Origin of the sequence: Mesorhizobium sp. M1E.F.Ca.ET.041.01.1.1 (genome assembly GCF_003997355.1) — a bacterium.
GTDB lineage: Bacteria > Pseudomonadota > Alphaproteobacteria > Rhizobiales > Rhizobiaceae > Mesorhizobium.
This window is the reverse complement of sequence record NZ_RZSL01000040.1, coordinates 1-21,620: the sequence shown is the minus strand read 5'-3', so window position 1 is coordinate 21,620 and position 21,620 is coordinate 1. Positions and strand designations below refer to the sequence as shown.

General features: G+C 61.9%; 17 protein-coding genes, 1 tRNA gene and 1 pseudogene. 12 read left to right on the top strand and 7 right to left on the bottom strand.

The window, feature by feature from the left end:
• Nucleotides 1–76: 76 nt before the first annotated feature.
• From ehuA to EOA38_RS06080, 8 genes are all read left to right on the top strand, one after another.
• A complete protein-coding gene (gene ehuA, locus EOA38_RS06115; RefSeq protein WP_126094284.1) occupies nucleotides 77–856 on the top strand; it encodes an ectoine/hydroxyectoine ABC transporter ATP-binding protein EhuA in 780 nt (259 codons plus the stop codon).
• Nucleotides 853–1,578, top strand: a complete 726-nt coding sequence (locus tag EOA38_RS06110) for a GntR family transcriptional regulator (RefSeq protein WP_127298739.1) — start codon at nucleotides 853–855, stop codon at nucleotides 1,576–1,578. The genes ehuA and EOA38_RS06110 overlap by 4 nt, the downstream gene beginning before the upstream one ends.
• A 217-nt stretch (nucleotides 1,579–1,795) precedes the next feature.
• The gene (locus EOA38_RS06105) at nucleotides 1,796–2,518 is read left to right on the top strand and encodes a LuxR family transcriptional regulator (RefSeq protein WP_127298738.1); all 723 of its coding nucleotides are present in this window, start codon (nucleotides 1,796–1,798) and stop codon (nucleotides 2,516–2,518) included.
• An 85-nt stretch (nucleotides 2,519–2,603) separates the two neighbouring features.
• Nucleotides 2,604–3,278 carry an acyl-homoserine-lactone synthase gene (locus EOA38_RS06100; protein ID WP_127298737.1) on the top strand — a complete coding sequence of 225 codons (675 nt, stop codon included), beginning with the start codon at nucleotides 2,604–2,606 and terminating at the stop codon, nucleotides 3,276–3,278.
• Nucleotides 3,279–3,499: 221 nt separating this feature from the next.
• Nucleotides 3,500–4,093: a hypothetical protein gene (locus EOA38_RS06095; protein WP_127298736.1), complete on the top strand. Its 594-nt coding sequence runs from the start codon at nucleotides 3,500–3,502 to the stop codon at nucleotides 4,091–4,093.
• Nucleotides 4,094–4,146: 53 nt separating this feature from the next.
• Complete coding sequence (locus EOA38_RS06090; protein WP_127298735.1) at nucleotides 4,147–4,863, top strand: hypothetical protein; 717 nt, start codon at nucleotides 4,147–4,149, stop codon at nucleotides 4,861–4,863.
• Between the two features lie 285 nt (nucleotides 4,864–5,148).
• Complete coding sequence (locus EOA38_RS06085) at nucleotides 5,149–6,381, top strand: N-acetylmuramoyl-L-alanine amidase (protein ID WP_127298734.1); 1,233 nt, start codon at nucleotides 5,149–5,151, stop codon at nucleotides 6,379–6,381.
• A 705-nt stretch (nucleotides 6,382–7,086) separates the two neighbouring features.
• Nucleotides 7,087–8,010, top strand: coding sequence for an SGNH/GDSL hydrolase family protein (locus EOA38_RS06080; protein ID WP_189434514.1), 924 nt, complete (start codon nucleotides 7,087–7,089; stop codon nucleotides 8,008–8,010).
• A gap of 88 nt (nucleotides 8,011–8,098) precedes the next feature.
• Here EOA38_RS06080 and EOA38_RS06075 read toward each other — a convergent pair.
• Both EOA38_RS06075 and EOA38_RS06070 read right to left on the bottom strand, forming a co-directional pair.
• Nucleotides 8,099–8,172: transfer RNA gene (locus tag EOA38_RS06075), tRNA-Gln, on the bottom strand.
• 144 nt (nucleotides 8,173–8,316) lie between these two features.
• The gene (locus tag EOA38_RS06070; RefSeq protein WP_127298732.1) at nucleotides 8,317–9,249 is read right to left on the bottom strand and encodes a YbhN family protein; all 933 of its coding nucleotides are present in this window, start codon (nucleotides 9,247–9,249) and stop codon (nucleotides 8,317–8,319) included.
• 251 nt (nucleotides 9,250–9,500) lie between these two features.
• Between EOA38_RS06070 and EOA38_RS06065 the strand changes: the two genes are divergently transcribed.
• From EOA38_RS06065 to EOA38_RS06040, 4 genes and pseudogenes are all read left to right on the top strand, one after another.
• Nucleotides 9,501–10,841, top strand: coding sequence for a Ppx/GppA phosphatase family protein (locus EOA38_RS06065; RefSeq protein WP_127298731.1), 1,341 nt, complete (start codon nucleotides 9,501–9,503; stop codon nucleotides 10,839–10,841).
• Between the two features lie 334 nt (nucleotides 10,842–11,175).
• Nucleotides 11,176–11,871 (top strand): annotated as a pseudogene (locus tag EOA38_RS06055) (RlmE family RNA methyltransferase).
• A 295-nt stretch (nucleotides 11,872–12,166) separates the two neighbouring features.
• Nucleotides 12,167–14,488 carry a PAS domain-containing sensor histidine kinase gene (locus tag EOA38_RS06045; RefSeq protein WP_127298730.1) on the top strand — a complete coding sequence of 774 codons (2,322 nt, stop codon included), beginning with the start codon at nucleotides 12,167–12,169 and terminating at the stop codon, nucleotides 14,486–14,488.
• Between the two features lie 79 nt (nucleotides 14,489–14,567).
• On the top strand, nucleotides 14,568–14,828 hold the full coding sequence (locus tag EOA38_RS06040; protein ID WP_127298729.1) for a type II toxin-antitoxin system prevent-host-death family antitoxin: 261 nt from the start codon (nucleotides 14,568–14,570) through the stop codon (nucleotides 14,826–14,828).
• 445 nt (nucleotides 14,829–15,273) lie between these two features.
• Here EOA38_RS06040 and EOA38_RS06030 read toward each other — a convergent pair whose 3' ends face one another.
• From EOA38_RS06030 to EOA38_RS06010, 5 genes are all read right to left on the bottom strand, one after another.
• On the bottom strand, nucleotides 15,274–15,519 hold the full coding sequence (locus EOA38_RS06030; protein ID WP_127221510.1) for a hypothetical protein: 246 nt from the start codon (nucleotides 15,517–15,519) through the stop codon (nucleotides 15,274–15,276).
• A gap of 29 nt (nucleotides 15,520–15,548) precedes the next feature.
• On the bottom strand, nucleotides 15,549–18,554 hold the full coding sequence (locus EOA38_RS06025; RefSeq protein ID WP_127221508.1) for a bifunctional [glutamine synthetase] adenylyltransferase/[glutamine synthetase]-adenylyl-L-tyrosine phosphorylase: 3,006 nt from the start codon (nucleotides 18,552–18,554) through the stop codon (nucleotides 15,549–15,551).
• 11 nt (nucleotides 18,555–18,565) lie between these two features.
• Nucleotides 18,566–20,035: a HAMP domain-containing sensor histidine kinase gene (locus EOA38_RS06020; RefSeq protein WP_127298728.1), complete on the bottom strand. Its 1,470-nt coding sequence runs from the start codon at nucleotides 20,033–20,035 to the stop codon at nucleotides 18,566–18,568.
• Between the two features lie 8 nt (nucleotides 20,036–20,043).
• Nucleotides 20,044–20,718, bottom strand: a complete 675-nt coding sequence (locus EOA38_RS06015) for a response regulator transcription factor (protein ID WP_126094978.1) — start codon at nucleotides 20,716–20,718, stop codon at nucleotides 20,044–20,046.
• 206 nt (nucleotides 20,719–20,924) lie between these two features.
• The coding region (locus tag EOA38_RS06010; RefSeq protein ID WP_127298727.1) for a PDZ domain-containing protein at nucleotides 20,925–21,620 on the bottom strand (696 nt) is incomplete at its 5' end.

Below are 21,620 nucleotides of genomic sequence, written 5' to 3'. Positions count from 1 at the left end.
TCTTTCTGGCGATGAGCCTGGTATCGGCCGCGCTTATCCGTGCCCTCGAACGCCTGCTCAACAGAAGGACCGTACGATGACCGAGCAACCGATGGTCCGCTTCGACAACGTTTCCAAACGCTACGGCGCGCTGACCGTTCTCGACGGATTGAGCCTCGACATCGCCCGTGGCGAGAAGGTCTCCATCATAGGCCCGTCCGGCTCCGGCAAGACCACCGTGCTGCGCATGCTGATGACGCTGGAAACCATCAATGACGGCGTCATCTGGGTGGAAGGCGAGCCTCTCACGCATATGGAGAAGAACGGCAAGCTCGTGCCGGCCGATCTTGCCCATATCCGCCGCGTTCGCGCCAAGATCGGCATGGTCTTCCAGTCGTTCAACCTTTTCCCGCATATGACGGCATTGCAGAACTGCATTGAGGCGCCGATCACGGTTCTCGGCATGAAGCGGGCCGAAGCCGAGGCAAGGGCGGCCGAGCTCCTCAACATGGTCGGCCTGTCGGAGAAGAAGGACCATTATCCCTCGCAGCTCTCCGGCGGCCAGCAGCAGCGCGTCGCGATTGCCCGCGCTTGCGCCATGCGGCCGAAGATCATGCTGTTCGACGAGGTGACCTCGGCGCTCGACCCGGAACTTGTCGGCGAAGTGCTGCAGGTGATAAGGCAGCTCGGCCGCGAGCATGACCTGACCATGCTGATGGTCACCCACCAGATGGGCTTCGCCAAGGAATTTTCAGACCGGGTCTGTTTCTTCTATCAGGGCAAGATCTGCGAACAAGGATCGCCGAGCGAGTTGTTCGGCGCGCCAAAGAATGAGCGGACGCGGCAGTTCCTGCACGCCGTCCTGGAGGCTGGATGACGCTTGATACGGACGCCTCGCCCGCGACCATGGCCGCGTCGCCCCCGCGTCCGCTGTCGGCGCGAGAACGGTTCGAACGCATCTACCTGATCCTGCGCGACCGCATCTGCCTGCTCGACTATCCGCCGGGAAGCCGGCTCTCCGAGGAAGAACTCGCCCAGGAATTCGAGATCAGCCGCACGCCGGTCCGGCGTGTTCTGGCGCGCCTTGAATCCGAAGGCCTGGTTCAATCCGTCCACGGCGTCGGCACCATCGTCACCGACGTCGATATCGAGGAATTGCAGCAGGTCTATCATCTGCGCCTGGAACTGGCGCTTCTGGTCGGCAAGCTCTCGCCGATCCCGCGCACGGCGGCGGACCTGGATCGGATCCGGGCACTGATTGCCCGCTGTGATTCCGACATGCTCAATCCGGATCAGCGCGCCTTCCTGCAGCTCAACATGGATTTCTTCACCGAACTGTCCGGCATGACCGGAAACCAGCCGCTGCGCGAGATCAGCGAAAGACTGTATTTCCAGGTGGCGCGCGTCGTCCTCAAGATGATGCCGCAACTGGGCCTCGTGGAGGAGTTCACCGCGTTCCGGCGCGAAATGGAGGAGGTCCTGGCCGCGGCCGAGATCGGCGACTGGGAATCGATCGGCCACATAAGGCGCGCCCACATCTCCATGAGCTTCCTGCGCATGATGCGCCACGCCGGCGCGGCAAGCGGCCTGGAAGGGTGAGGCGCGCAGCCGCAACTTCTTCGCTGTCACCTCGGCAGGGCCGCTTGCTCGTAAAGACGAGATGACGACAGCCAGGCTCGAAGGTTTCCCGGGACGGCAACTTCGGCACCTGGAAGTATCTCCTCGCCTGGACTTTGCGCCGGAGCCGCGAATTTTTATATTCAAGTTATCTAAAATCCTCTATAAATGGATCATGCGGGAGAGGGGGGTCTCTGGCATGATCGACTCGGATGTATTCGACTTCGTCGAGCGCTGCAGGAAGCACACGGCGACGGGACCGCTGTTGAGCGATCTGCTCGATACGGTAAAAAATCTGGGATTCGAACATCTTATCTTGAGCGGCGTGCCCCTGGGCGGGCAGAAGCTCGCGCCGATGGTGGAGTTGAACGGCTGGCCCAAAGGCTGGTTCGAACGCTATGTGGAGGCCGAGCACGCCGCCGTGGATGGCGTCTGCATCTATTCGGCGAAGACGTTGAAGCCGTTCCTTTGGTCTGAAGTTCCAGCCAAGTGGTCGGATACGCAAGCATCGCGGCGCGTCGCTGGCGAGGCGACGGAATTCGGCATCTGCAGCGGCTTCGCCGTGCCGATGCTGAGCGTCCATCACTGGCAATCCGTGCTGTCATTCGCCTCCTCTCAGAAGCGCTGCAACCTGTCGCCACGCCATCAGGTGCAACTGGTCACCATGGCCGTGTACGCCGGCATGGCGATCCAGGCGCTTGCGAATGACGATGAAGACGGTGAAGGTCCGCTGACCGATCGGGAAAAGGAAGTGCTGCTGTGGGCGGCGGCCGGCAAGACCTCGTCGGAAACCTCGCAGATTCTGGGCTTAACTGAGCGCACCGTCAAATGGCACGCGACACGGGCCCGCGAGGCCTTTGGCGTGGCCACCACTACGCAAGCCGTCGTCGAGGCGGTGCGCCGGCGCTTGATTCACCCGTAACTGCGTCAACTGTCCGATCGGACAGGTGACGTACATTAGAACAACTGCAACTATTCCCCCAAAAGAACGATCGGGGGATCGCGCGATGATTACGGCTCATGTCGTCAATGCGCATAACAAGCATCTCTACGAAAACGAATTCGACGAGTTTCTGCGCCGGCGGCATGACTTCTTCGTGCATCAGAAACGCTGGCGCCCTCCGAGCCCGGACGGCCGCGAGCTAGACCAGTTCGATACCGACGCGGCGACCTATCTGCTCGGTATCGAAGATGGTCGCGTCGTGACCTCGGCTCGATTGATCCCAACGAGCGAGCCGCACATGGTCTCGGAGGTCTTTCCTCACATGTGCGAGAAATCGGGCGTCCCGAGACGTCCCGACTGGGCCGAATGGACGCGCACCTTCGTCGTTCCCGACAAGCGCTCGACCGGGTTGCGAGGCACGCTGACGCAGCTCTGCTGCGCGGTCATGGAATACGCCCTCGAGGAGGGCCTGAGCGCCGTCGGCGGCGTCCAGGAAACCTACTTCATGCCCCACCACGGCGCGCTGAAATGGCACGCCGAGCCGCTGGGCATGGCAAGGGAAGAAAACGGCGAGTGGTACATCGTCGCCTATATCGAGGTGAACGAGGCGGCGCTGGCGAGCGTGCGGAAGATACTGGGGATTGAGAAGTCTCTGCTGGTGAAGAGGGGGGTGCAGGTGCCGTTTGTCGAAAACGCCAAGAGGCAATTTCAGCACGATTGGGCTATGGCCGCCGGTTAAGACTCCAGAGCTTCGGTTCGCACCTTCGCCCCAAGTTCGAGCGCCAAATGAAAGTAAGTAACATGTTGCCTACGGGCATAAGAAAGGCCCAGCGCGGAAACGTACTGGGACCAGCACGGCAACGTGGCGCGGACGGCGAAGTGCGGTCGATATCTCTATCAGACGTCGCCCGTTGGCTAATGGCTCTTGCTGGGGTCGCAATTCTCTCGTCGTGTACATCGGTGGAAGGCTATCCTCGGGACTATGTGGCCGGTCAGGCCGATGAAGTCGCGTTCGCTACATACTTTCAGCCGGCGCTGGTAGAGAAATACCTCGGTGCGACGCAAAAAAAAGTTCGAAAGATCTTAAGAAACAGAATAGTATACGGACGTTTGGCGTACTACGACATGAAATACGCTGAATTTGTTCGAAACATAAATGCCGAATCGAACTCGATTAACGCGGGTGGGAACCTCGCCGCTATTACGTTAACGGGGATCGGTGCGGTGACTGGAACTGCTGCAACAAAATCCGCGCTGAGCGCCGCCTCGACCGCTGTACTGGGGGGCATTGGGCAGGTCGACAAGAATCTCTTCTACGAAAAGACGATGCCTGCTTTGATCGCTGCTATGGACGCTACTCGCGCGAAAACGCTCCTTCAAATCAGTAGGAGTCTACGAAATTCAGACGACGATTATCCACTCGCAGCGGCATTTATCGATCTCAATCGGTACCGCGATGCCGGGAGTATTCCATCGGCAATTGGAACAGTTGGGGCGGCTGCTGAGGTAATGAAAGTCAACACATACAACGAAATAAGCGAAGACAGAATGTAAGACATAATACAGAAGATAATTTCTTTCGACCAGGGCTAGCCAAGGAGAATCAAATGCTCACTATCGAGGATTACCCGGAAATAGAGAGCTTCATCGATGATACCGAAGACTACGAAAATACTATTTCAGAGGCAATTGTAAATGGCGTACGGTTCTTAACGATAACTCAAAGGAGTGAGTTTGATGGAGGGCAAATAGTCTTCCAGTGGGATGGAGAGTCATGGCATATAGTCGATGCCGACACCTTTGTAGATGTATCTGGAATTGAGCGGACAAGAATATTTGCAGGGTCCAAGAAGGCCTGCTCCAGGAGTTCCGATGCTGATCACGAAAATGTTTATACGTACATGGCACAGCAGGTGAATAAGTTCTCCTCGAAAAATGGCCCAGACTCCGGAAATCTAGCATGTGTCTGGACGGTTCGCCATATCGTATACAATGCGCTTGGGCGCTGGATAACCAGAGCGGATGGAACATCGGTATTCGATTCTGAGCTTCAGCAGTGCTATGGAAGTACCTGGCAGGAAGCGGACACGCAGCCAGGAGGAATAATAATCTCACCAACCGCGACGATGAAGAATGGGAGACGAAATATAGGTCACGTTGGGCTCCTTGGCCCCGCCGGGAAGGGTGGTAACCGTAAGATATATTCAAACTCATCATCCAGGGCGCGGTGGGAACAAAACTTCACGTTGGAGTCATGGATCGCGCGCTATCGAACCAAGAAGGGCCTGAAGGTTCGCTTCTATCCGCTGCCACTTTGCCAATAGATCCGAATTGCCTCGGCGTGTTAGTCCCCTTGGTGGCCTCTCCTCGCCGATGGCGGGATGTTGGCGGATGCGCGAGGTAACTTCGGCTACTACTGCACGAGCAAAATGATCTCGTTTTGGCGAAATAGGCTCTGAAAATGGAAAATCACTGTTCTGCGCGCGACAAACTCCAAGAGGCTATGCGCGAAGAAATTCGGGAGCGCGTGGCTGCCCACAAGGCGAGTATCGCGCGGCAGGAGGGAGCCCGCAAAGTCTAGGAATTGCTATGGAGGAGGGTCTGCTTCGATGCCCGTGACAGTTGTTACAGACGCCATGATACCCAAAGGGCGTGTTGATAGACCAGGGACACCTATCGTGGCGACTAGTGTTACTATCCACAACACGGGCAATTCCCAGAGTGGTGCCAATGCAAATGCCCACGCTAGGGCACTGGTGACTGGTGCTCTTTTGAGCGGCTATCTGCGATCGTGGCACTTTACTGTGGATGACTTTGAAATTTATCGGCACATACCGACTACCGAAAAAGCCTATCACGCCGGCCCCGCAGCAAACGCCTCCAGCATCGGTGTAGAGGTCTGCCAGCATCCCGAGCAGAATAACAAGTTGGCCTATGAAAATGCAGCGTGGCTGGCTGCCACGCTATTACACCAAATCAAAATGACGCCAACAGCTGGCCTGAGGCAGCATCATGACTGGACTAGAAAAAACTGCCCGAGCGTCCTCCGAGGCAAACCGGGGGCTTGGAAGGCGTTCGTTGCGCAGGTAGCGGCTGCTTGTGCCGCCTTAAATGATGCTGGCGAATCCAAGCCAGTCACGTTGAAGGTCGTCGACTTTACCTCGGGCCGTCCCGAAGCGGCCGCTGCCAAACTGGAGGCTGCGTTAGCCCTGCCTGTCGTTCGCTCTATCATTCGGTCGGAGGCCCTTCACGGCGCGGGCAGATCCGAGACCGAGTTGTCCACATCGTCTTGGCAGCCCAGTCATCTAAAGGCGCAGTATAACAAGGCGAAAACACAGGGATGGATTCAGGCTTTCAAGGACGAAGCGAAGAGATGGGGCTTTTCCCCTGGGGTGATGATGGCGATTGCCTCTCGGGAGACGAACATGCGGAACATCATTGGTGACGGCGGCCACGGCTATGGAATCATGCAGATAGATGATCGTAGCTTTCCGGACTGGGTCAAATCTGGGGCTTGGAAGGATGCGAATCTCGGTATCGCAAAGGGAGCTTTAGTGCTCGCCGACAAACGAGAGCAGGTAGAGCAAGGGAGAGGAAAAAGACTAAAGGTCGGCGGAAGGTCTTTTGTGGGTGAAGCGTTCAACGGCGACCAGCTACTTCGCATAACTATTGCTTCGTATAATTCTGGGCTCAGAGCCTACTATTATTTTAGTACGTCCGGGAATCCTGATGAGGGCACAACCGGGAGGGATTACAGCGCCGATGTCCTGCATCGAGCGATGTATTTTTCCGAATTCCTTGGACTTCCGCGGCTAGGGCACCCTGGCAGTCCAAACCTATAGGCTCCAGTCCGGATTGGTTGGGTCGTATCCGACTCTGCCGAAAGCGGTGTTTATGTAGAAACTAAAACGTGACGCCGCGAGGCATTGGCTTAACGTTCAATCTAGACGAAGTTCGAAATGTAACTCGAGGCGCATTCTGCGGCCATCCTAATGACGGGCGCATGGTTGTGTGGGTCTAGTGGAAAGGTCGGCTGGCTGCGGGAATGTGGTCGTTCATAGTTATTTGGCAGATGTTGGGTGCCCCTGGCGCTCAAACATGAGTGCAGGAGACTTTTGTGAGTTTAAAAATCAGTATAAGAAACTCATGGCGACGGCATGACACCGTGACGACTTCGACTGGGGAGAAAGATACGTCTGAATCTAGACATAAGTTCAAGCAGTTGGCGAGGTAACAATAATGCTAAAGATTTTTCTTGCGTCAGCGCTCTTAAATCTCGGTGAATTCCTGCGCAACGCCAAGTGTGGATGGGGCAGACCCTGGCAGTTTGTCCGGCAACCTAATGGTATTCTGGGCTCGCCGGCATCAAATTTGGAGATGACGAACTTGATCCGACGAGTTGAGGCCTGATCGACCGAAAGTACTCACTCGATCAGCTCTGAGCAACCTGGGAGTTGTCTAGTTGTTGCAGGCTTAACTAACCTTGGTAGCTGAGCGATCCGCTTGCCATTTTGAAGGTGCGTTGATATCATTACATGGGGATATCGATGGCGAAGAAACAAAATCCTTACAAAGCGGTTGCCGTTGGCAAGGCACTCGCTTTAGCCACACTCAAACGTCGTGCCCAGGCAATAGAAAAACGACAGCGCGTGTTGGCAAAGGCAAAAATCAAGGTCGAGCCGACAGCAAGAAACGAGCCCACCAAGGCTCCCGTCACGCATGCCAGCATGGGTGTGCTGATCGCCGAGGGGGATTCGTGGTTCGACTATCCGTTTCACGATATCCTGAGTGATCTTGAGGATAGCTATGGGTTTGATGTTGAGTCGGCTGCCCATCGCGGCGATACAGTCGAGGACATGGCTTATTCGGACGGTCAACTCGACGACTTCTCACGTCGGGTCGAAAAGGTTCTTCGTACGGGCGTCGAACCGCGTGCGATCCTTCTTTCAGGTGGTGGCAATGATGTGGCAGGTGACGAGTTTGCCATGCTACTCAACCATGCGATGTCAAGCATCGCCGGACTCAACCAATCAATCGTCACAGGCGTTGTCGATCAGCGCATTCGTGATGCGTACGTGACCATCCTGAGTGCAATCACCGAAATCTGCAAAGCGCACCTCGGTCATCCTGTGCCCATCGTGATTCATGGCTATGACTATCCGGTACCCGACGGACGAGGCTTCCTGGGAGGCTGGGGTCCGTTTCCAGGCCCTTGGCTTGAGCCAGGCTTTCGCCGAAAGGGTTACTCGCAGATGAGCAAGAGAAGGCAGATTTGCGTCGAACTGATTGACCGCTTCAACACAATGCTCGCTGGTCTCGCCGGCATATCACCCTTTGGACATGTCAGATTTTTGGATTTGCGCAACACGCTGGCGACGGGCTCAACCTACAAAACCTGGTGGGCAAACGAGCTGCATCCAACATCGAAGGGCTTCGACGCGGTCACAAAGAAATTCGTCGGCGTCGTTTAACGCTCTTTCGCCAACGCGCCGGCCTCGAAGCCAGGTTGGCGCTGCCAACTGGCTGATGCTTCGCCAACTTTAGGCCTATCATCCGATCTGGCTGGGGAACCTGGATTCGAACCAGGACTAACGGAGTCAGAGTCCGTGGGTCTACCGTTAACCTATTCCCCAGCAGGCGCGGCTGGCGTCGCGCGATGCGGGCGGCTCATGCGCCGCGAGCGCTGCCTTGTAGCCGCCGCCGGAAAATAGTCAACCCCGCGCGGCGTTTCAATCGCAGGCTTTTTTCTGGTTCGGTCGCCGAGCGCTTGGGAAGGCTCAGCCTTCGCCGCGGCTGTATTGCGAATGCTCGAAGAACAGCACCACGCCGAGCCCGATCAAGAGCGGGATGATCAGGTAGAACAGGCGGAACACCAGGAGGGCGGCCAGCACGCCGACCGGGTCCATATGCGACAGACCGGCCAGGAAGACGATCTCGAAGACGCCAAGCGCACCCGGCGCATGCGACAGCAACCCCACCGAAAACGACACCATGAACACGCCGAGCACGACGAAATAGCCGGGATTGCCGGCCGCCGGCAGGGCAAAGTAGATGATTGCCGCGGCCGCCAGCAATTCGACCGGGCCGATCAGCAATTGCCGCGCCACGATCGGCAGCGCCGGGTAATGCACCTGGAAGCCGCCGATCTTGAGCGGCCTCAGATGCAGCCAGCTGCAGAACACATAAACGCCGACCAGGATCAGCATGAGGAGGCCGGCGGCCGCTGCCAGTTCGTGGTGCGGGGTCGTGGTGAAACGATCGACGATCTGTGGTTCCAGCACCAGCACGAGGCCGCCGACAAGCAGGCTGGAGAGCACGAAGGTGATCCAGCAGATCGCCACCAGAACGCCGACATCCTGGCCGGTCAGGCCTCTCGTGCCATAGGCGCGGTAGCGGATCACGGCGCCCGACAGCACCGAGCCGCCGATATTGTGCGACAGCGCATAGGTGGTGAAGGAGCAAAGCGTGACGAACAGCCACGAGACCCGTCTGCCGATATGAAGCAGCGCGATGTGGTCGTAGCCGGCGAGCGAGGCATAGGCGACGACCGAGCTCAGCGCCGCAAACATCCAGGCGCGCGGAGGGATGGCGACGATGCCGGCCCAGACGTCGTCGATCGAGATGCCGCGCAGCTCGTGGATGAGCAGCCAAAGTGAGAACACCACGGCCGCTATGCCGATGATCGGCCAGAAATAGCGCCCCCAGTTCATGGCGTCGTCATCATGCGATCAAGCTCATTGATATGATGTTGCCCAGTACCCTTTTCCAACCCTCATTTGAGACATGCCTGATTGAAGCCGGCTATTCAACCGGCAAGAGATTGCCCCGGCGTGGCGCCGCCAAAAATCAGGCCACGCGCTCTTGGTGATTGCGGATCGCGCTGCTAGTCTGTCCTCAACTTGAAACAAATCGAGGTGCCTGCTGCGTCCTTCGGGTTCGCGCGGCGCCGAAAGGAATTGCAGTGGAAGACCACGATACCGGCGCGGGCGCGTCGGCAGTGGGCATGTCCGGGGCATCGCCGGCGGAGTCGGCCGCCCCGTCCGCTGGGCGGTTCAGCCGCCATGCTGGCGCGCATGCCAGACATGCCGACCAAAGACATGCCGACAATCAAGGCGAGAACCAGAAGGGCAAGACGCGCAAGCGCCGCAAGCGCAGGCGCGGTCGCAAGGTGTTCGCGCGCGACGAGAATGGCGCCATACCGGTGTCGGCACCCGCCGCCAATCCCGTCAGCCATCCAACGCAGCCCGCGGCGGCAACGACGCAGCCGCCGGTTTCGAACGTGCAGCGGCGGCCGCAGCAGGAGCTGCCGGTGTTCGCCGCGCTCGATCTCGGCACCAACAATTGCCGGCTGCTTGTCGCGTTGCCCGGCCGGCACGGCCAGTTCCGCGTCATCGATGCCTTCTCGCGCATCGTCAGGTTGGGCGAGGGGCTCTCCGCCAGCGGGCGGCTCGGCCGGGCCGCCATGGACCGCGCCGTCGAGGCGTTGAAAATCTGCGGCGAGAAGCTGCGCAACCGCAAGATCAGGAAGGCAAGGCTGATCGCCACCGAAGCCTGCCGCTCCGCCGAGAACGGCGTCGAGTTCCTCGAACGCGTCGAGCGCGAGGCCGGCCTCAAGCTTGAGATCATCGACCGCCAGACCGAGGCCCGCCTAGCGGTCTCCGGCTGCGGCTCGCTGGTCGAGCGTGACACGCGCGGCGTGGTGCTGTTCGATATCGGCGGCGGCTCGTCGGAGATCGCGCTGATCGACCTGACCCGCGGCCAGCGTTCGCCGCGGCTGGCCAACCACATCGTTTCCTGGACGTCGCTTCCCGTCGGTGTCGTCTCGCTTGCCGAACGCTTCGGCGGCCGCACGGTGACGCGTGAGACCTTCGGCGCCATGGTCGACGACGTCGCGGGGCGCCTCAAGGCCTTCGACGGGCGCGACCGGCTGGCGCATGTGCTCGCCAGCCCGCAGTTCCATCTGCTTGGCACCTCCGGCACGGTGACGACGCTGGCCGGCGTCCATCTCGACCTCGAGCGCTACGACCGCCGCCGGGTCGATGGGCTCTGGATGGACCGCACGAGCGTCGACCGCATGATCGAGAAGCTGATCGGCTGGGATTTCCATCAGCGCGTCGCCAATCCCTGCATCGGCGCCGACCGCGCCGACCTCGTGCTTGCCGGCTGCGCCATCCTGGAAGCGATCCGCGGCGTGTGGCCGTCCGAGCGGCTGCGCGTCGCCGACCGCGGCCTGCGCGAAGGCATATTGAGCGAGCTGATGGCCGACGACGGTGTCTGGCGTCATGACGGGCGCCGCGCATGACCCCAAAAAGTGGCTGCGTTGCTCTGATGAGCAGTCGACCCCCACTCCGTCGAGCTTCGCTCGACACCTCTCCCCCGATCGACGGGGGAGAGGAAAGGCGCGAGGTCGCCAACCTTAGCTTTCCTCTCCCTCCGGAGGGGGGAGAGGTGGCGCCGCGAAGCGGCGACGGAGTGGGGGAAGCCCTCCGTGAAACGCGAAGCCGCCGCAAAATCGGCACGACGAAGCGAGCGAGAAAAAGCGGACCGGAAATCCTGATACTGAATTTCAGGACCGGGCCAGCGAAATGTGGCGATCGGTTTTCGCACAGGATCATGCTCGGGCAAGAAATCAGGCCATGACGAAGAAGCCGGAAAAGCCGGGTTCGGCCGGCATGCGCGTGCTGAAAACCAGGATCAAGAAGAAGAGCGGGCTGAAGGAATCTTCACGCCGCTGGCTCGAGCGCCACATGAACGATCCCTATGTGCAGCGCTCCAAGGCCGACGGCTACCGCTCCCGCGCCGCCTACAAGCTGACCGAGATCGACGACTAGCACCATCTGCTCAAGCCCGGCATGAAGGTGATCGACCTCGGTGCCGCCCCCGGCGGCTGGTGCCAGGTGGCGGCGGCGCGGACGAAGTCGACGGCGGAAAATCCGCATGTCGTCGGCATCGACTATCTGGAGATGGACGCGGTGCCGGGCGCCGTCATCCTGCGGATGGATTTCCTCGATCCGGAAGCGCCGCAAAAGCTTGCCGAGGCGCTTGGCGGTCAGCCCGATGTCGTGCTGTCGGACATGGCAGCTCCGACCACCGGTCATCGTCGCACCGACCATCTGCGCACCATGCATCTGTGCGAGGTGGCGGCCGATTTCGCGCTGCAGGTGCTCAAGCCCGGCGGGCATTTCCTCGCCAAGACCTTTCAGGGCGGCGCCGAGAACGAGCTCTTGTCGCGGCTCAAGCAGAACTTCCGTTCGGTCCATCATGTGAAGCCGCCGGCCTCGCGCGACGAGTCTGTGGAGCTTTACCTGCTGGCGAAGGAGTTCAAGGGCTAGCGCCTAACCTTCTCCCCTTGTGGGAGAAGGTGTCGCCGAAGGCGACGGATGAGGGGTGTTCCAGGGAACGCCAACGTCTCACTCCGCTGGAACACCCCTCATCCGTCTCGGCGCTGCGCGCCGATCCACCTTCTCCCACAGGGGGAGAAGGGAAAAAGCGTCAATTTCAATCAACTTTTAATCTTTTTTGGCCGCGCCTCTGGACAAGGCGAATCACCTTTGATTCTTTAATGACGATTCGGGCGTGCGGCGTAGCCGGATCGTCAAGTATGCGGCAAATCGGGGAGTGCCATTTATGGCCAAGACGGACGCGTGGGGCGCGCCCGGAGGGAAGGCTTTTGCGCGTCGCGTGGCAAGGGGCGACGGGCTTGCCGGCAACGCGCGCCTGATCGCCGAGCCCGCCTACCAGCGGCTGCTGGCGGCGGAGCCGCTGCTGCGCCGCTCGATCCCCGCATTGATCGTCATCTTCCTGATCGTCATCGCCGCGCTGCGCTTCCTGTCGCTGGTGAACGAGCGCGACGAGGTCGAACGGGAGACCAAGGCGGTGCTGTCTTTGGCCGCCGGACAGATGGCGCAGGCAATCACCGCGAACCCGAGCGCGGCCGGCGCCAATGCCGTGGACCTCCTGGAGACCACCAGCCGCCAAGGCGCCATGGGCCGCAGCCACGTGCTTGCCATCACCGACGGCGCCTTCAAGATCATCGCCGTGTCGCCATTGTCGACCGGCTGGCGGGGGCGCCCGCTCGACAGCCTTGTGCTCGGCGGACAACCGCTGTTCATGTTCGGCGACCGCGCCGGCGTGATGGATGTCAGCATCGGCGGCAAGGACTGGTTTGCCGCCGTCAGCCTCACAGGCGACCGCAAGAACGCCGCGGCGGTTCTCGTGCCCAAGGAGGCGGTGTTCGACGGCTGGCGCAAGACGGTGTCGCTCAACGTCACGCTGTTCGTGCTGACGGCGGGCGTGCTGATCGTCATCCTCTATGCCTATTTCGGCCAGGCGGCGCGCGCCCAGGCGGCCGACCGCATCTATCTCGAGGCGCATCAGCGCATCGACATGGCGCTGGTGCGCGGCCGCTGCGGCTTGTGGGACTGGGACATGGTGCGCGGCAAGATGTACTGGTCGCGCTCGATGTACGACATGCTGGGCTACGAGCCCTACGATACCATGCTGTCGTTCGGCGAGGTCGACGAGATCATCCATCCCGACGACGGCGATCTGTTCCAACTCGCCAACCGCATCGTCGAGCGCGAGATCGACCATATCGACCAGGTGTTCCGCATGCGCCACGCGGACGGGCAATGGGTGTGGATGCGCGCCCGCGCCCAGGTGATCGACCCGGAGGCGCCGGAGATCCAATTGATCGGCATCGCCGTCGATGTCACCGAGCAGCGTCACCTGGCGCTGCGCTCGGAAGCGGCGGATATGCGGCTGAGGACGGCGATCGAGAACATCAACGAATCCTTCGTGCTGTGGGATGCCGCCGAGCGGCTGATCATGTGCAATTCCAAATTCCAGAAGGACAACGGCCTCTCGGATCGCGACGTGGTGCCGGGCGCGACCCGCGACATGCTGGAGGAGCGCATGCTCGCCTTTGCCTCGGAGCGCAGGCTCGCCAATGCCAACGGTCCGCATGGCGGCGTCACGCTGGAGCGCCAGCTCGCCGACGGCCGCTGGCTGCAAGTCAATGAGCTCAGGACCCGGGACGGCGGCATCGTCTCGGTCGGCTCCGACATCACCCAGATCAAGCTGCATCAGGAAAAGCTGGTCGACAGCGAGCGCCGCCTGATGGCGACGATCCACGACCTCAGCCTCGCCCGCCGCGCCGAGGAGGAACGCGCCAAGGAGCTGGTCGAGCTCAACCGCAAATACATGAAGGAGACCGAGCGCGCCGAGGCGGCGAACCGGGCGAAATCCGAATTCCTCGCCAACATGTCGCACGAGCTGCGCACGCCGCTCAACGCCATCATCGGTTTTTCCGAGCTGATGGAGCAGCGCCTATTCGGGCCGCTGGGCTCCGAGCGCTACGAGGAATATGCCAGCGACATCAACGGCAGCGGCAAATACCTGCTCGGCGTCATCAACGACATACTCGACATGTCGAAGATCGAGGCCGGCCAGTTCTCGCTCGACCGCGAAGAGATAGACCTCTGCCCGCTGATCAAGGAGACGGTTCGGGTCATCTCGCTGCAGGCGGCGGAGAAATCGATCACGGTGGAGACGCGCATCGCCGATGCGATGCGGCTCTACGCCGACCGCCGCGCGATCAAGCAGATCGCCATCAACCTTCTTTCCAACGCCGTGAAGTTCACTGGACAGGGCGGCCATATCACAGTTCGGGCGCGCAACGCCTCGGGCGCGCTGGTGCTCACCATCGAGGACAATGGCTGCGGTATCCCGAAACAGGCGCTGAGCAAGCTCGGACGGCCGTTCGAGCAGGTGCAGAACCAGTTCTCCAAGAACCATACCGGCTCGGGCCTAGGGCTGGCCATATCGCGTTCGCTCGCCGAACTGCAGGGCGGCGCGCTGAAGATCCGCTCGACGGAAGGCGTCGGCACCATCGTGTCGGTGCGCATCCCGCTGAAGAAGGCGCCGCCGACGGTGAAGGCGGCGGCCTGAAAGCTGACGACGACGACCGCGCGGCGCTGCTCTTGAAAAGTTATCTATTTTATCTATTTTGGATAAAGAGGTGACTTTCATGCGTGTGACATCGACGGAATTCCAACAGAATGTCGGCCGCTTCCAGGACGCCGCTCAGCGGGCGCCGGTCGCCATAACCAAGAATGGCCGGACCCACACTGTGCTTCTGTCGGCGGCAATGTTCGAAGTGCTGGTCAAGGGAAAGGTCGCTAGACCCATCGAGGACCTTGACGAAGAGACGCTGAGGGCTATCGCCGAAAGCGCAGTCCCATCTCAGTATAATGAGCTGGATCAGATGCTCAAAGACTGGACGCCGTGAGCCTGCCCAAGCCTGTTCCCGGCCTGGTAATTTCCTATTCCGACCTCTGGTCGGGCGAGCACAAGGACGGTGTCGAAGAAGGTCGCAAGAACCGGCCTTGCGCCATTGTCGCCGCGCGTCGGATAGTGGAGGGGCGCGAGGTCGTGACGGTGGTTCCGATCACACATTCTGCCCCGTCTGACCCTGCCGACGCCATCGAGATGCCCGCGGCTCTCAAGGCTCATCTTGGGCTCGACGGCATGCCGTCATGGGTCGTAGTAAGCGAAACCAACGATTTCCTTTGGCCAGGACCTGATCTCAGGCCAATACCGGGAAGCAATCCCCTCCCGCTTCCACTACGGCATGCTGCCGCCACGCTTCTACGCCTATCTGCGCGATCGGCTCCTGCAGGCGCATGCGCGCCGCCGGCTCCGCCGGGTGCAACGCACCGAGTAGTCGCGCGATCTCAGGACTCCAAGTGCGCCTTCTCCAACGCATCAACGAGTTCGGCAACAGTGAGTTTGCCGCCATTGTCAGCGATCAACTTCCTTAGCCGCACATCCATAGCGCTGGAGAGTTGGTCGAAGCTGATGGTGCTATCCGGACCTGTCATGGCTTTACCGAGGCGCATCGTAACGCCGCCGGGGATGTGCTCGCCACTGGTGTTCTTTTCGGCGTAAGCCGTGCTGCCCACGGCGCCGGCCAGCGCCACGAAGCCAAGGGCGAGCTTCGTGGATTTTCTCAGGGGTCTTCTCTTATTGCATCGTCACCTTCGATGCGACCAGGCGGGCGTTGCGACGCTCCCGCACGAAGCAGAAGGCCGAAATCCTTGCGGACCTTCCGCGACGTCTCCTTGAGGTGCGCCTCCAGCACACCGAAATCCGGCAGGTCGGTGACTGCCAGAAGCAGATCCGAAAGCCCGGGCGGCACGTCGTCGCGCTGGAACTCTCCGGTAAGACAAAGCCTGATCATCTGGGTCAGGGCCAGATAGAGCTGCCAGGCCTCGCAAAGTTCCTGCCGGACACCCGCAGCCGCGAAGCCGGGCGCCAGCCGCGCCAGCACTTCCGCCGTCGCCGTCACCCGGCGGCCGGGTTCGATCGCGCCAGTGATGACCGCGACCTGGGCGATGAATTCGAGATCGATGAGGCCGCCCGGGATCAGCTTGATGTCCCAGTGGTCGCGCGGCGGCTTTTCCTTCTCGATCAGCGCCCGCATCTCCGAAGCTTCCGCCCTCACCTTGGCGACATCGCGCGGCTGGGCAAGCACCGCCGCTACCTCCTCTTCGACCTCGGCGCAGAGTTCGGCATCGCCGCAGATAGCGCGTGCTCTTGCCAACGCCATGTGCTCCCAGGTCCAGGCGTCCCGATGCTGGTATTTCTTGAAAGCGTCGACATGCGTGGCGACCGGCCCCTTGTTGCCGGAGGGACGCAGGCGCAAGTCGAGCTCGTAGAGCACGCCTTCGGCCGTGGGCGCCGAGACGGCGGCGATCAGCCGCTGCGTCATGCGGGTGTAGTAGTGCGAAGGCGCCAGCGGTTTCTTTCCGTCGGATTCCTCCGCATCCGCGTCGTGGTCGTAGAGCAGGATGAGATCGACGTCCGAGCCCGCGGTGAGTTCGCGGCTGCCGAGCTTGCCCATGCCGAGCAGCGCCACCCTGCCCCCGGCAATCCTGCCGTGGCGCCGTGCGAACTCGGTAGTGACTGCGTTGAGCGCGGCCTCGATGGTGAGGTCGGCTAGATCGGAAAAAGCGCGCCCCGCCCGCGCGGGATCGATCGAACCGGCAAGCAGGCGCACGCCGATCAGGAATTTCTGCTCTGAGGCGAAGATGCGCAGGCGGTCGAGCACGTCCTCATAGGCGCGGTCGCCCTCTATGAAGGCGGCAAGCCGCGCCGAAAGATAGGCACGGTCCGGCAGCTCGGTAAGCAAGGCCGGATCGAGCAGGCCGTCGAACACATGCGGCCGACGTGTGATGATGGCGGCGAGCCGGGGCGCGGCGCCCATGATCGTCGCCATCAGCTTGAGCAGCGCCGGGTTCGACTGCAGAAGCGAAAAGAGCTGAATGCCGGCCGGCAGGCCGGCGAGGAACTCGTCGAAGCGGATCAGCGCCTCGTCGGCGCGGCGCGTCTGGCCGAAGGCTTGCAGCAGCGCCGGCGCCAGCTCCGTCAGCCGCTCGCGCGCTTCGGCCGATTGGGTGACGCGGTAGCGGCCGAAATGCCAGCCGCGGATGACGCGGCAGATGTCGCTCGGGCGCTGGAAGCCGAGCCGATGCAAGGTCTGCAGCGTGTCGGGATCGTCGACGTCGCCGGTGAAGACCAGATTGCCGACGCCGGCGGACAGTTCGGGTGCCGTCTCGAACAGCGCTGCATAGTGACGCTCGACCTGCTGCAGCGAAGCGCGGAAGGCTTGCGCGAACTCCGCCTCGCCGGCAAAGCCGAGCATCAACGCTATGCGCTCAAGCTGCTCGTCCTCTTCCGGGAGGATATGCGTCTGCTCGTCGGCCACCATCTGGATGGCGTGCTCGACACGGCGCAGGAACCAGTATTGCCGGGTAAGCGCATCGCGCGCATCGGCGGTGATCCAGCCGCGCGCGGCGAGCGCGCCCAGCATCGGCACCGTCTCGCGGCCGCGCAACTCCGGAAAGCGGCCGCCGGCAATCAACTGCTGCGTCTGGACGAAGAACTCGATCTCGCGGATGCCGCCGCGGCCAAGCTTGACGTTGTGGCCTTTGACCGCGATCTCGCCATGGCCCTTATGGGCATGGATCTGGCGCTTGATCGAGTGCACGTCGGCGATCGCCGCATAGTCCATGTATTTGCGCCAGACATAGGGCTGCAGTTCCTTGAGGAAGGCCGTGCCCGCGGCAAGGTCGCCCGCCACCGGCCGCGCCTTGATCATGGCGGCGCGCTCCCAGTTCTGGCCGCGCGCCTCGTAGTAGCGAAGTGCTGCCTCGACCGGGATCGCCAGCGGCGTCGAGCCGGGATCGGGGCGGAGCCTCAGATCGGTGCGGAAGACGTATCCGTGCTCGGTGCGGTCCTGCAGGATGCGCACGAGACGGCGGGTGAGCCGCGAGAACAGCTCCGTCGCATCGAGCGGATCGATGACAGCCGGCGCCTCGGGATCGAAGAAGACGACAAGATCGATGTCGGAGGAAAAGTTCAGCTCGTGCGCGCCGAGCTTGCCCATGCCGAGCAAAATCCAGCCAGAGCCACGCGCAGGGTCCTTGGAATCGGGCAGCTTGAGCTTGCCCTGCCCATGCGCGTCCAGAAGCAGGAAATCGACGGCGGCGCGCGTCGAGGCATCGGCAAGGTTGCTGAGACGGCGCACCGTCACCGCGGTCTCGGCTTCGCCGGCAAGGTCGGCCAGCGCGATCAGAAAATGCGCCTCGGCCTTCAATTGCCTGAGTTCCATCATCAGGCTGGATTCGGAAACATTCTCGGCCCGCGCCGCGCGATCGATCGTCTTGCCGATCTCGGTAAGCCGCGCTTCGACCGTCCGCTCGAACAGCGCATCGAGAATGGCCGGCCGGCGACGGGCCGTATCGCGCAAGAAGGGCGACAGGTCGAAAATGGCGGCGAGCAGATCCTGCGGCAGCCCCTCGCCGGCAAGGAACGCAGCCAGGCGTGGAAGACCGTCTTCTTCGGCGGCGTCCGCGATCTCCGACAGTTCGCGCCGGGCACGGTCGCCATCCAATGGGTGAAGCACCAGCGCCGGGCGCAACTGCCATGCGGGTTCTGCTGCTTTCTTCGCCATCCTCGCCGCCATCAATGCGCCTCCCGCGCCGGGAAACTCATGACTACGGACAATCCAGGATTGGCGGGCAAAAGATCAAGCCTGCCGTTGTGGAAAGTCATGATCGCCTTGGCGAGGCTGAGGCCCAGGCCCGAGCCCGGCTGCGAGCGGCTCTTTTCCAGCCGCACGAAACGCTCAGTGGCCCTGGCGCGGTCGGCATCGTCGGGGATGCCATGGCCATTGTCGGAGACGACGAGCTTGACCTCGCCGCCGGCGCGCTCCAGCGCGACGCGCACTTTCGGCGCGTCGGTGGCGCCGGTCGAGTATTTGATCGCGTTGTCGACGATGTTCGACAGCGCCTGGCCGATCAGCTCGCGGTTGCCGTTGATGGTGACGGCTTCCGGCACGGTGGCTTCCAACGCAACGCCCGCCTCCTCCGCGACCGGCTCGTAGAGCTCGACGACGTCGCTCACGGTGGCGGCGAGGTCGACCGCACTGGTCGTCTCGGAGGAATAGCCGGCCTCCAGCCGCGAGATCATCAGGATCGCGTTGAACGTCTTGATGAGCTGGTCTGACTCGGCGATCGTGCCCTCCAGCGCCTGACGGTAGTCGGTCGTCTTGCGCTTGCCGGCAAGTGTGGCCTCAGCGCGGTTGCGCAGTCTGGTCAGCGGCGTCTTCAGGTCATGGGCGATGTTGTCGGAGACCTGCTTCAGCCCCTCGTTCAGCCTCGCGATGCGGGCGAGCATCGTGTTGAGGTTTTCCGACAGGCGGTCGAACTCGTCGCCGGCACCGGTCACCGGCAGCCGTCCGCTGAGGTCGCCGCCCATGATGCGGCGGCTGGCGTCGGAGACGCTGTCGATGCGCTTCAGCGCCGCGCGCCCGACAAAGAACCAGATCAAGAGTCCGCCGAGGCCCATCATCCCCAGCGCCAGCATCAGCGAGCGGCGAATGACGGCGCGGAAGCGCTCGGGCTCGCCGAGGTCGCGGCCGACCAGCATGATCATCTGGTTGGGGAGTCTCAGCACCAGCGCGATGGCGTTATGGCCCTTCTCGCCCTCGGATTGCGCGCCGCTTGTACCGGTCGAAGGCGCGGTCTGGTCTCCACCGCGCAGTCGGTCGAGTTCGCCCTCACCGAAGCGCTGGTAGGAAAAGGGTTCGGTGGTCCAGCCCTCGGTCTCGATGACCCCCGGCTCCAGGCTCTGCACGTTGCCGGTCAGGATCTGGCCGTTGGCGTCGGCGATCAGGTAGAGATTGGCGCCGGGCTGGCGGGAGCGCGCCTCGACCACGCGCACCAGCACCGGCAGGCCGCCGCGCTGGTAGGCGCGAGCGAGGCCCAGCACCTCGTCGTTGATGGTATCCTTGGTCTGCCCGGTCAGCATGCTCGCCGACAGCGAGGTCATGTAGAAGACCAGCAGCACGGCGCAGAGCGCGAAAAGCAGGAAGTAAAGCGCCGAAAGCCGGGCCGCCGTCGTCTTCATGATGGCCGGCAGGGAGAGAGCCATGATCGGCTTTAGCCACCTTTCAGCATGTAGCCGGCGCCGCGGATCGTGTGCAGGATCGGCTTGTCGAAGCCCTTTTCGATCTTGCCGCGCAGGCGCGAGACGTGAACGTCGATGACGTTGGTCTGCGGATCGAAATGATAGTCCCAGACATTTTCCAGCAGCATGGTGCGCGTCACCACCTGGCCGGCATGGCGCATCAGATATTCAAGAAGGCGGAACTCGCGCGGCTGCAGCGTGATCTCGCGGCCGGCGCGCCTGACCGAATGCGACAGGCGGTCGAGCTCGAGATCGCCGACACGGTAGACGGTCTCGGACTCACGCGCGCTGGCGCGGCGGTTGAGCACCTCGACGCGGGCGAGCAGTTCGGAAAAGGCATAGGGTTTTGTCAGATAGTCGTCGCCGCCGGCGCGGAGGCCGGTAACACGGTCGTCGACCTCGCCCAGCGCCGACAGGATCAGCACCGGCGTGGTGTTGCCACGCGAGCGGAGCGCCGCGATCACCGAAAGACCGTCGCGGCGCGGCATCATGCGGTCGACAACCATCACGTCATAGTCACCGGCATCGGCCAGCGCGAAACCAGTCTCGCCATCGCCGGCAACGTGGGCGGTATGGCCCGCCTCGGCGAAAGCTTTCTGCATATAGTCCGCCGCCTCGCGATCGTCTTCCATGACGAGAATCTTCATGGAGCCGTTATACGCGATTTCAGCGGAAGATTGAGGGGCAGCCATGGGCTCTTGCCTTCAAGTTAAAGCGGCAGCGGGTGATGGGAAACCCACTGCCGCCAGGAGCGAAACACGGTGACTGACTGACGTGCTCGGCCCCATGTTTTCCCGGCGGCGGGTCGGGGGTGTTGATACCGTCGCAGGGAAAAGTCGTTGACCGTTGGCGATCAGCCCTTGCCGACCGGCAGCGCGACGAAGCGGTTCGAGTCGTCGCGGGTGATCTGCATCAGCACGGCCTTGCGGCCCGCCTTGGCGGCATCCGTCATCGCCTTGGAGACGTCGTCGGTGGTGTTGACCTCGGCCGAGTTGATCGAGGTGATGACGTCGCCGGGCTGGATGCCGCGGTCGGCCGCATCGCTGTCCGGATCGACATCGGTCACCACCAGGCCCTTGCCGTTTTCCGACTTGGTCACGGTGAGGCCGAGATCGGCAAGCGTGTCGGCCTTGGCAGCGGGCGCCGACTGCTTGCTGCTGTCCTCGTTCGAGGCCTGCTTGTCGCTCGAGGGCAGCGTGCCGAGATCGACCTTTACCGTCTCGTCCTTGCCGTTGCGCCAGACGGTGACGTCGACCGACTTGCCCGGCGCGTAAGCACCGATCATGCGGGCGAGTTCCTTCGGCGAGGCGACATCCTTGCCATCGACTTGGGTGATGACGTCACCGGCGACGATGCCTGCCTTCTTGCCGGGACCGGCGTCCTGGGCACTCGAAACCAGCGCGCCCTTGTCGGACTTCAGGCCGAGCGACTCGGCGATGTCGGAGGTGACCGGCTGGATCTCGACGCCGAGCCAGCCGCGCTGCACCGAGCCGTTCTTCATCAGGTCTTCCACGACCTGCTTGGCGGTCGAGGCCGGAATGTCGAAGGC

Excerpts from the sequence above, each read along its gene's own strand:
- ehuA (WP_126094284.1), top strand. The coding sequence starts at position 77 with ATGACCGAGCAACCGATGGTCCGCTTCGACAACGTTTCCAAACGCTAC.
- EOA38_RS06110 (WP_127298739.1), top strand. The coding sequence starts at position 853 with ATGACGCTTGATACGGACGCCTCGCCCGCGACCATGGCCGCGTCGCCC.
- EOA38_RS06105 (WP_127298738.1), top strand. The coding sequence starts at position 1,796 with ATGATCGACTCGGATGTATTCGACTTCGTCGAGCGCTGCAGGAAGCAC.
- EOA38_RS06100 (WP_127298737.1), top strand. The coding sequence starts at position 2,604 with ATGATTACGGCTCATGTCGTCAATGCGCATAACAAGCATCTCTACGAA.
- EOA38_RS06090 (WP_127298735.1), top strand. The coding sequence starts at position 4,147 with ATGCTCACTATCGAGGATTACCCGGAAATAGAGAGCTTCATCGATGAT.
- EOA38_RS06085 (WP_127298734.1), top strand. The coding sequence starts at position 5,149 with ATGCCCGTGACAGTTGTTACAGACGCCATGATACCCAAAGGGCGTGTT.
- EOA38_RS06080 (WP_189434514.1), top strand. The coding sequence starts at position 7,087 with ATGGCGAAGAAACAAAATCCTTACAAAGCGGTTGCCGTTGGCAAGGCA.
- EOA38_RS06070 (WP_127298732.1), bottom strand. The coding sequence starts at position 9,249 with ATGAACTGGGGGCGCTATTTCTGGCCGATCATCGGCATAGCGGCCGTG.
- EOA38_RS06045 (WP_127298730.1), top strand. The coding sequence starts at position 12,167 with ATGGCCAAGACGGACGCGTGGGGCGCGCCCGGAGGGAAGGCTTTTGCG.
- EOA38_RS06040 (WP_127298729.1), top strand. The coding sequence starts at position 14,568 with ATGCGTGTGACATCGACGGAATTCCAACAGAATGTCGGCCGCTTCCAG.
- EOA38_RS06025 (WP_127221508.1), bottom strand. The coding sequence starts at position 18,554 with ATGGCGAAGAAAGCAGCAGAACCCGCATGGCAGTTGCGCCCGGCGCTG.
- EOA38_RS06020 (WP_127298728.1), bottom strand. The coding sequence starts at position 20,035 with ATGGCTCTCTCCCTGCCGGCCATCATGAAGACGACGGCGGCCCGGCTT.
- EOA38_RS06015 (WP_126094978.1), bottom strand. The coding sequence starts at position 20,718 with ATGAAGATTCTCGTCATGGAAGACGATCGCGAGGCGGCGGACTATATG.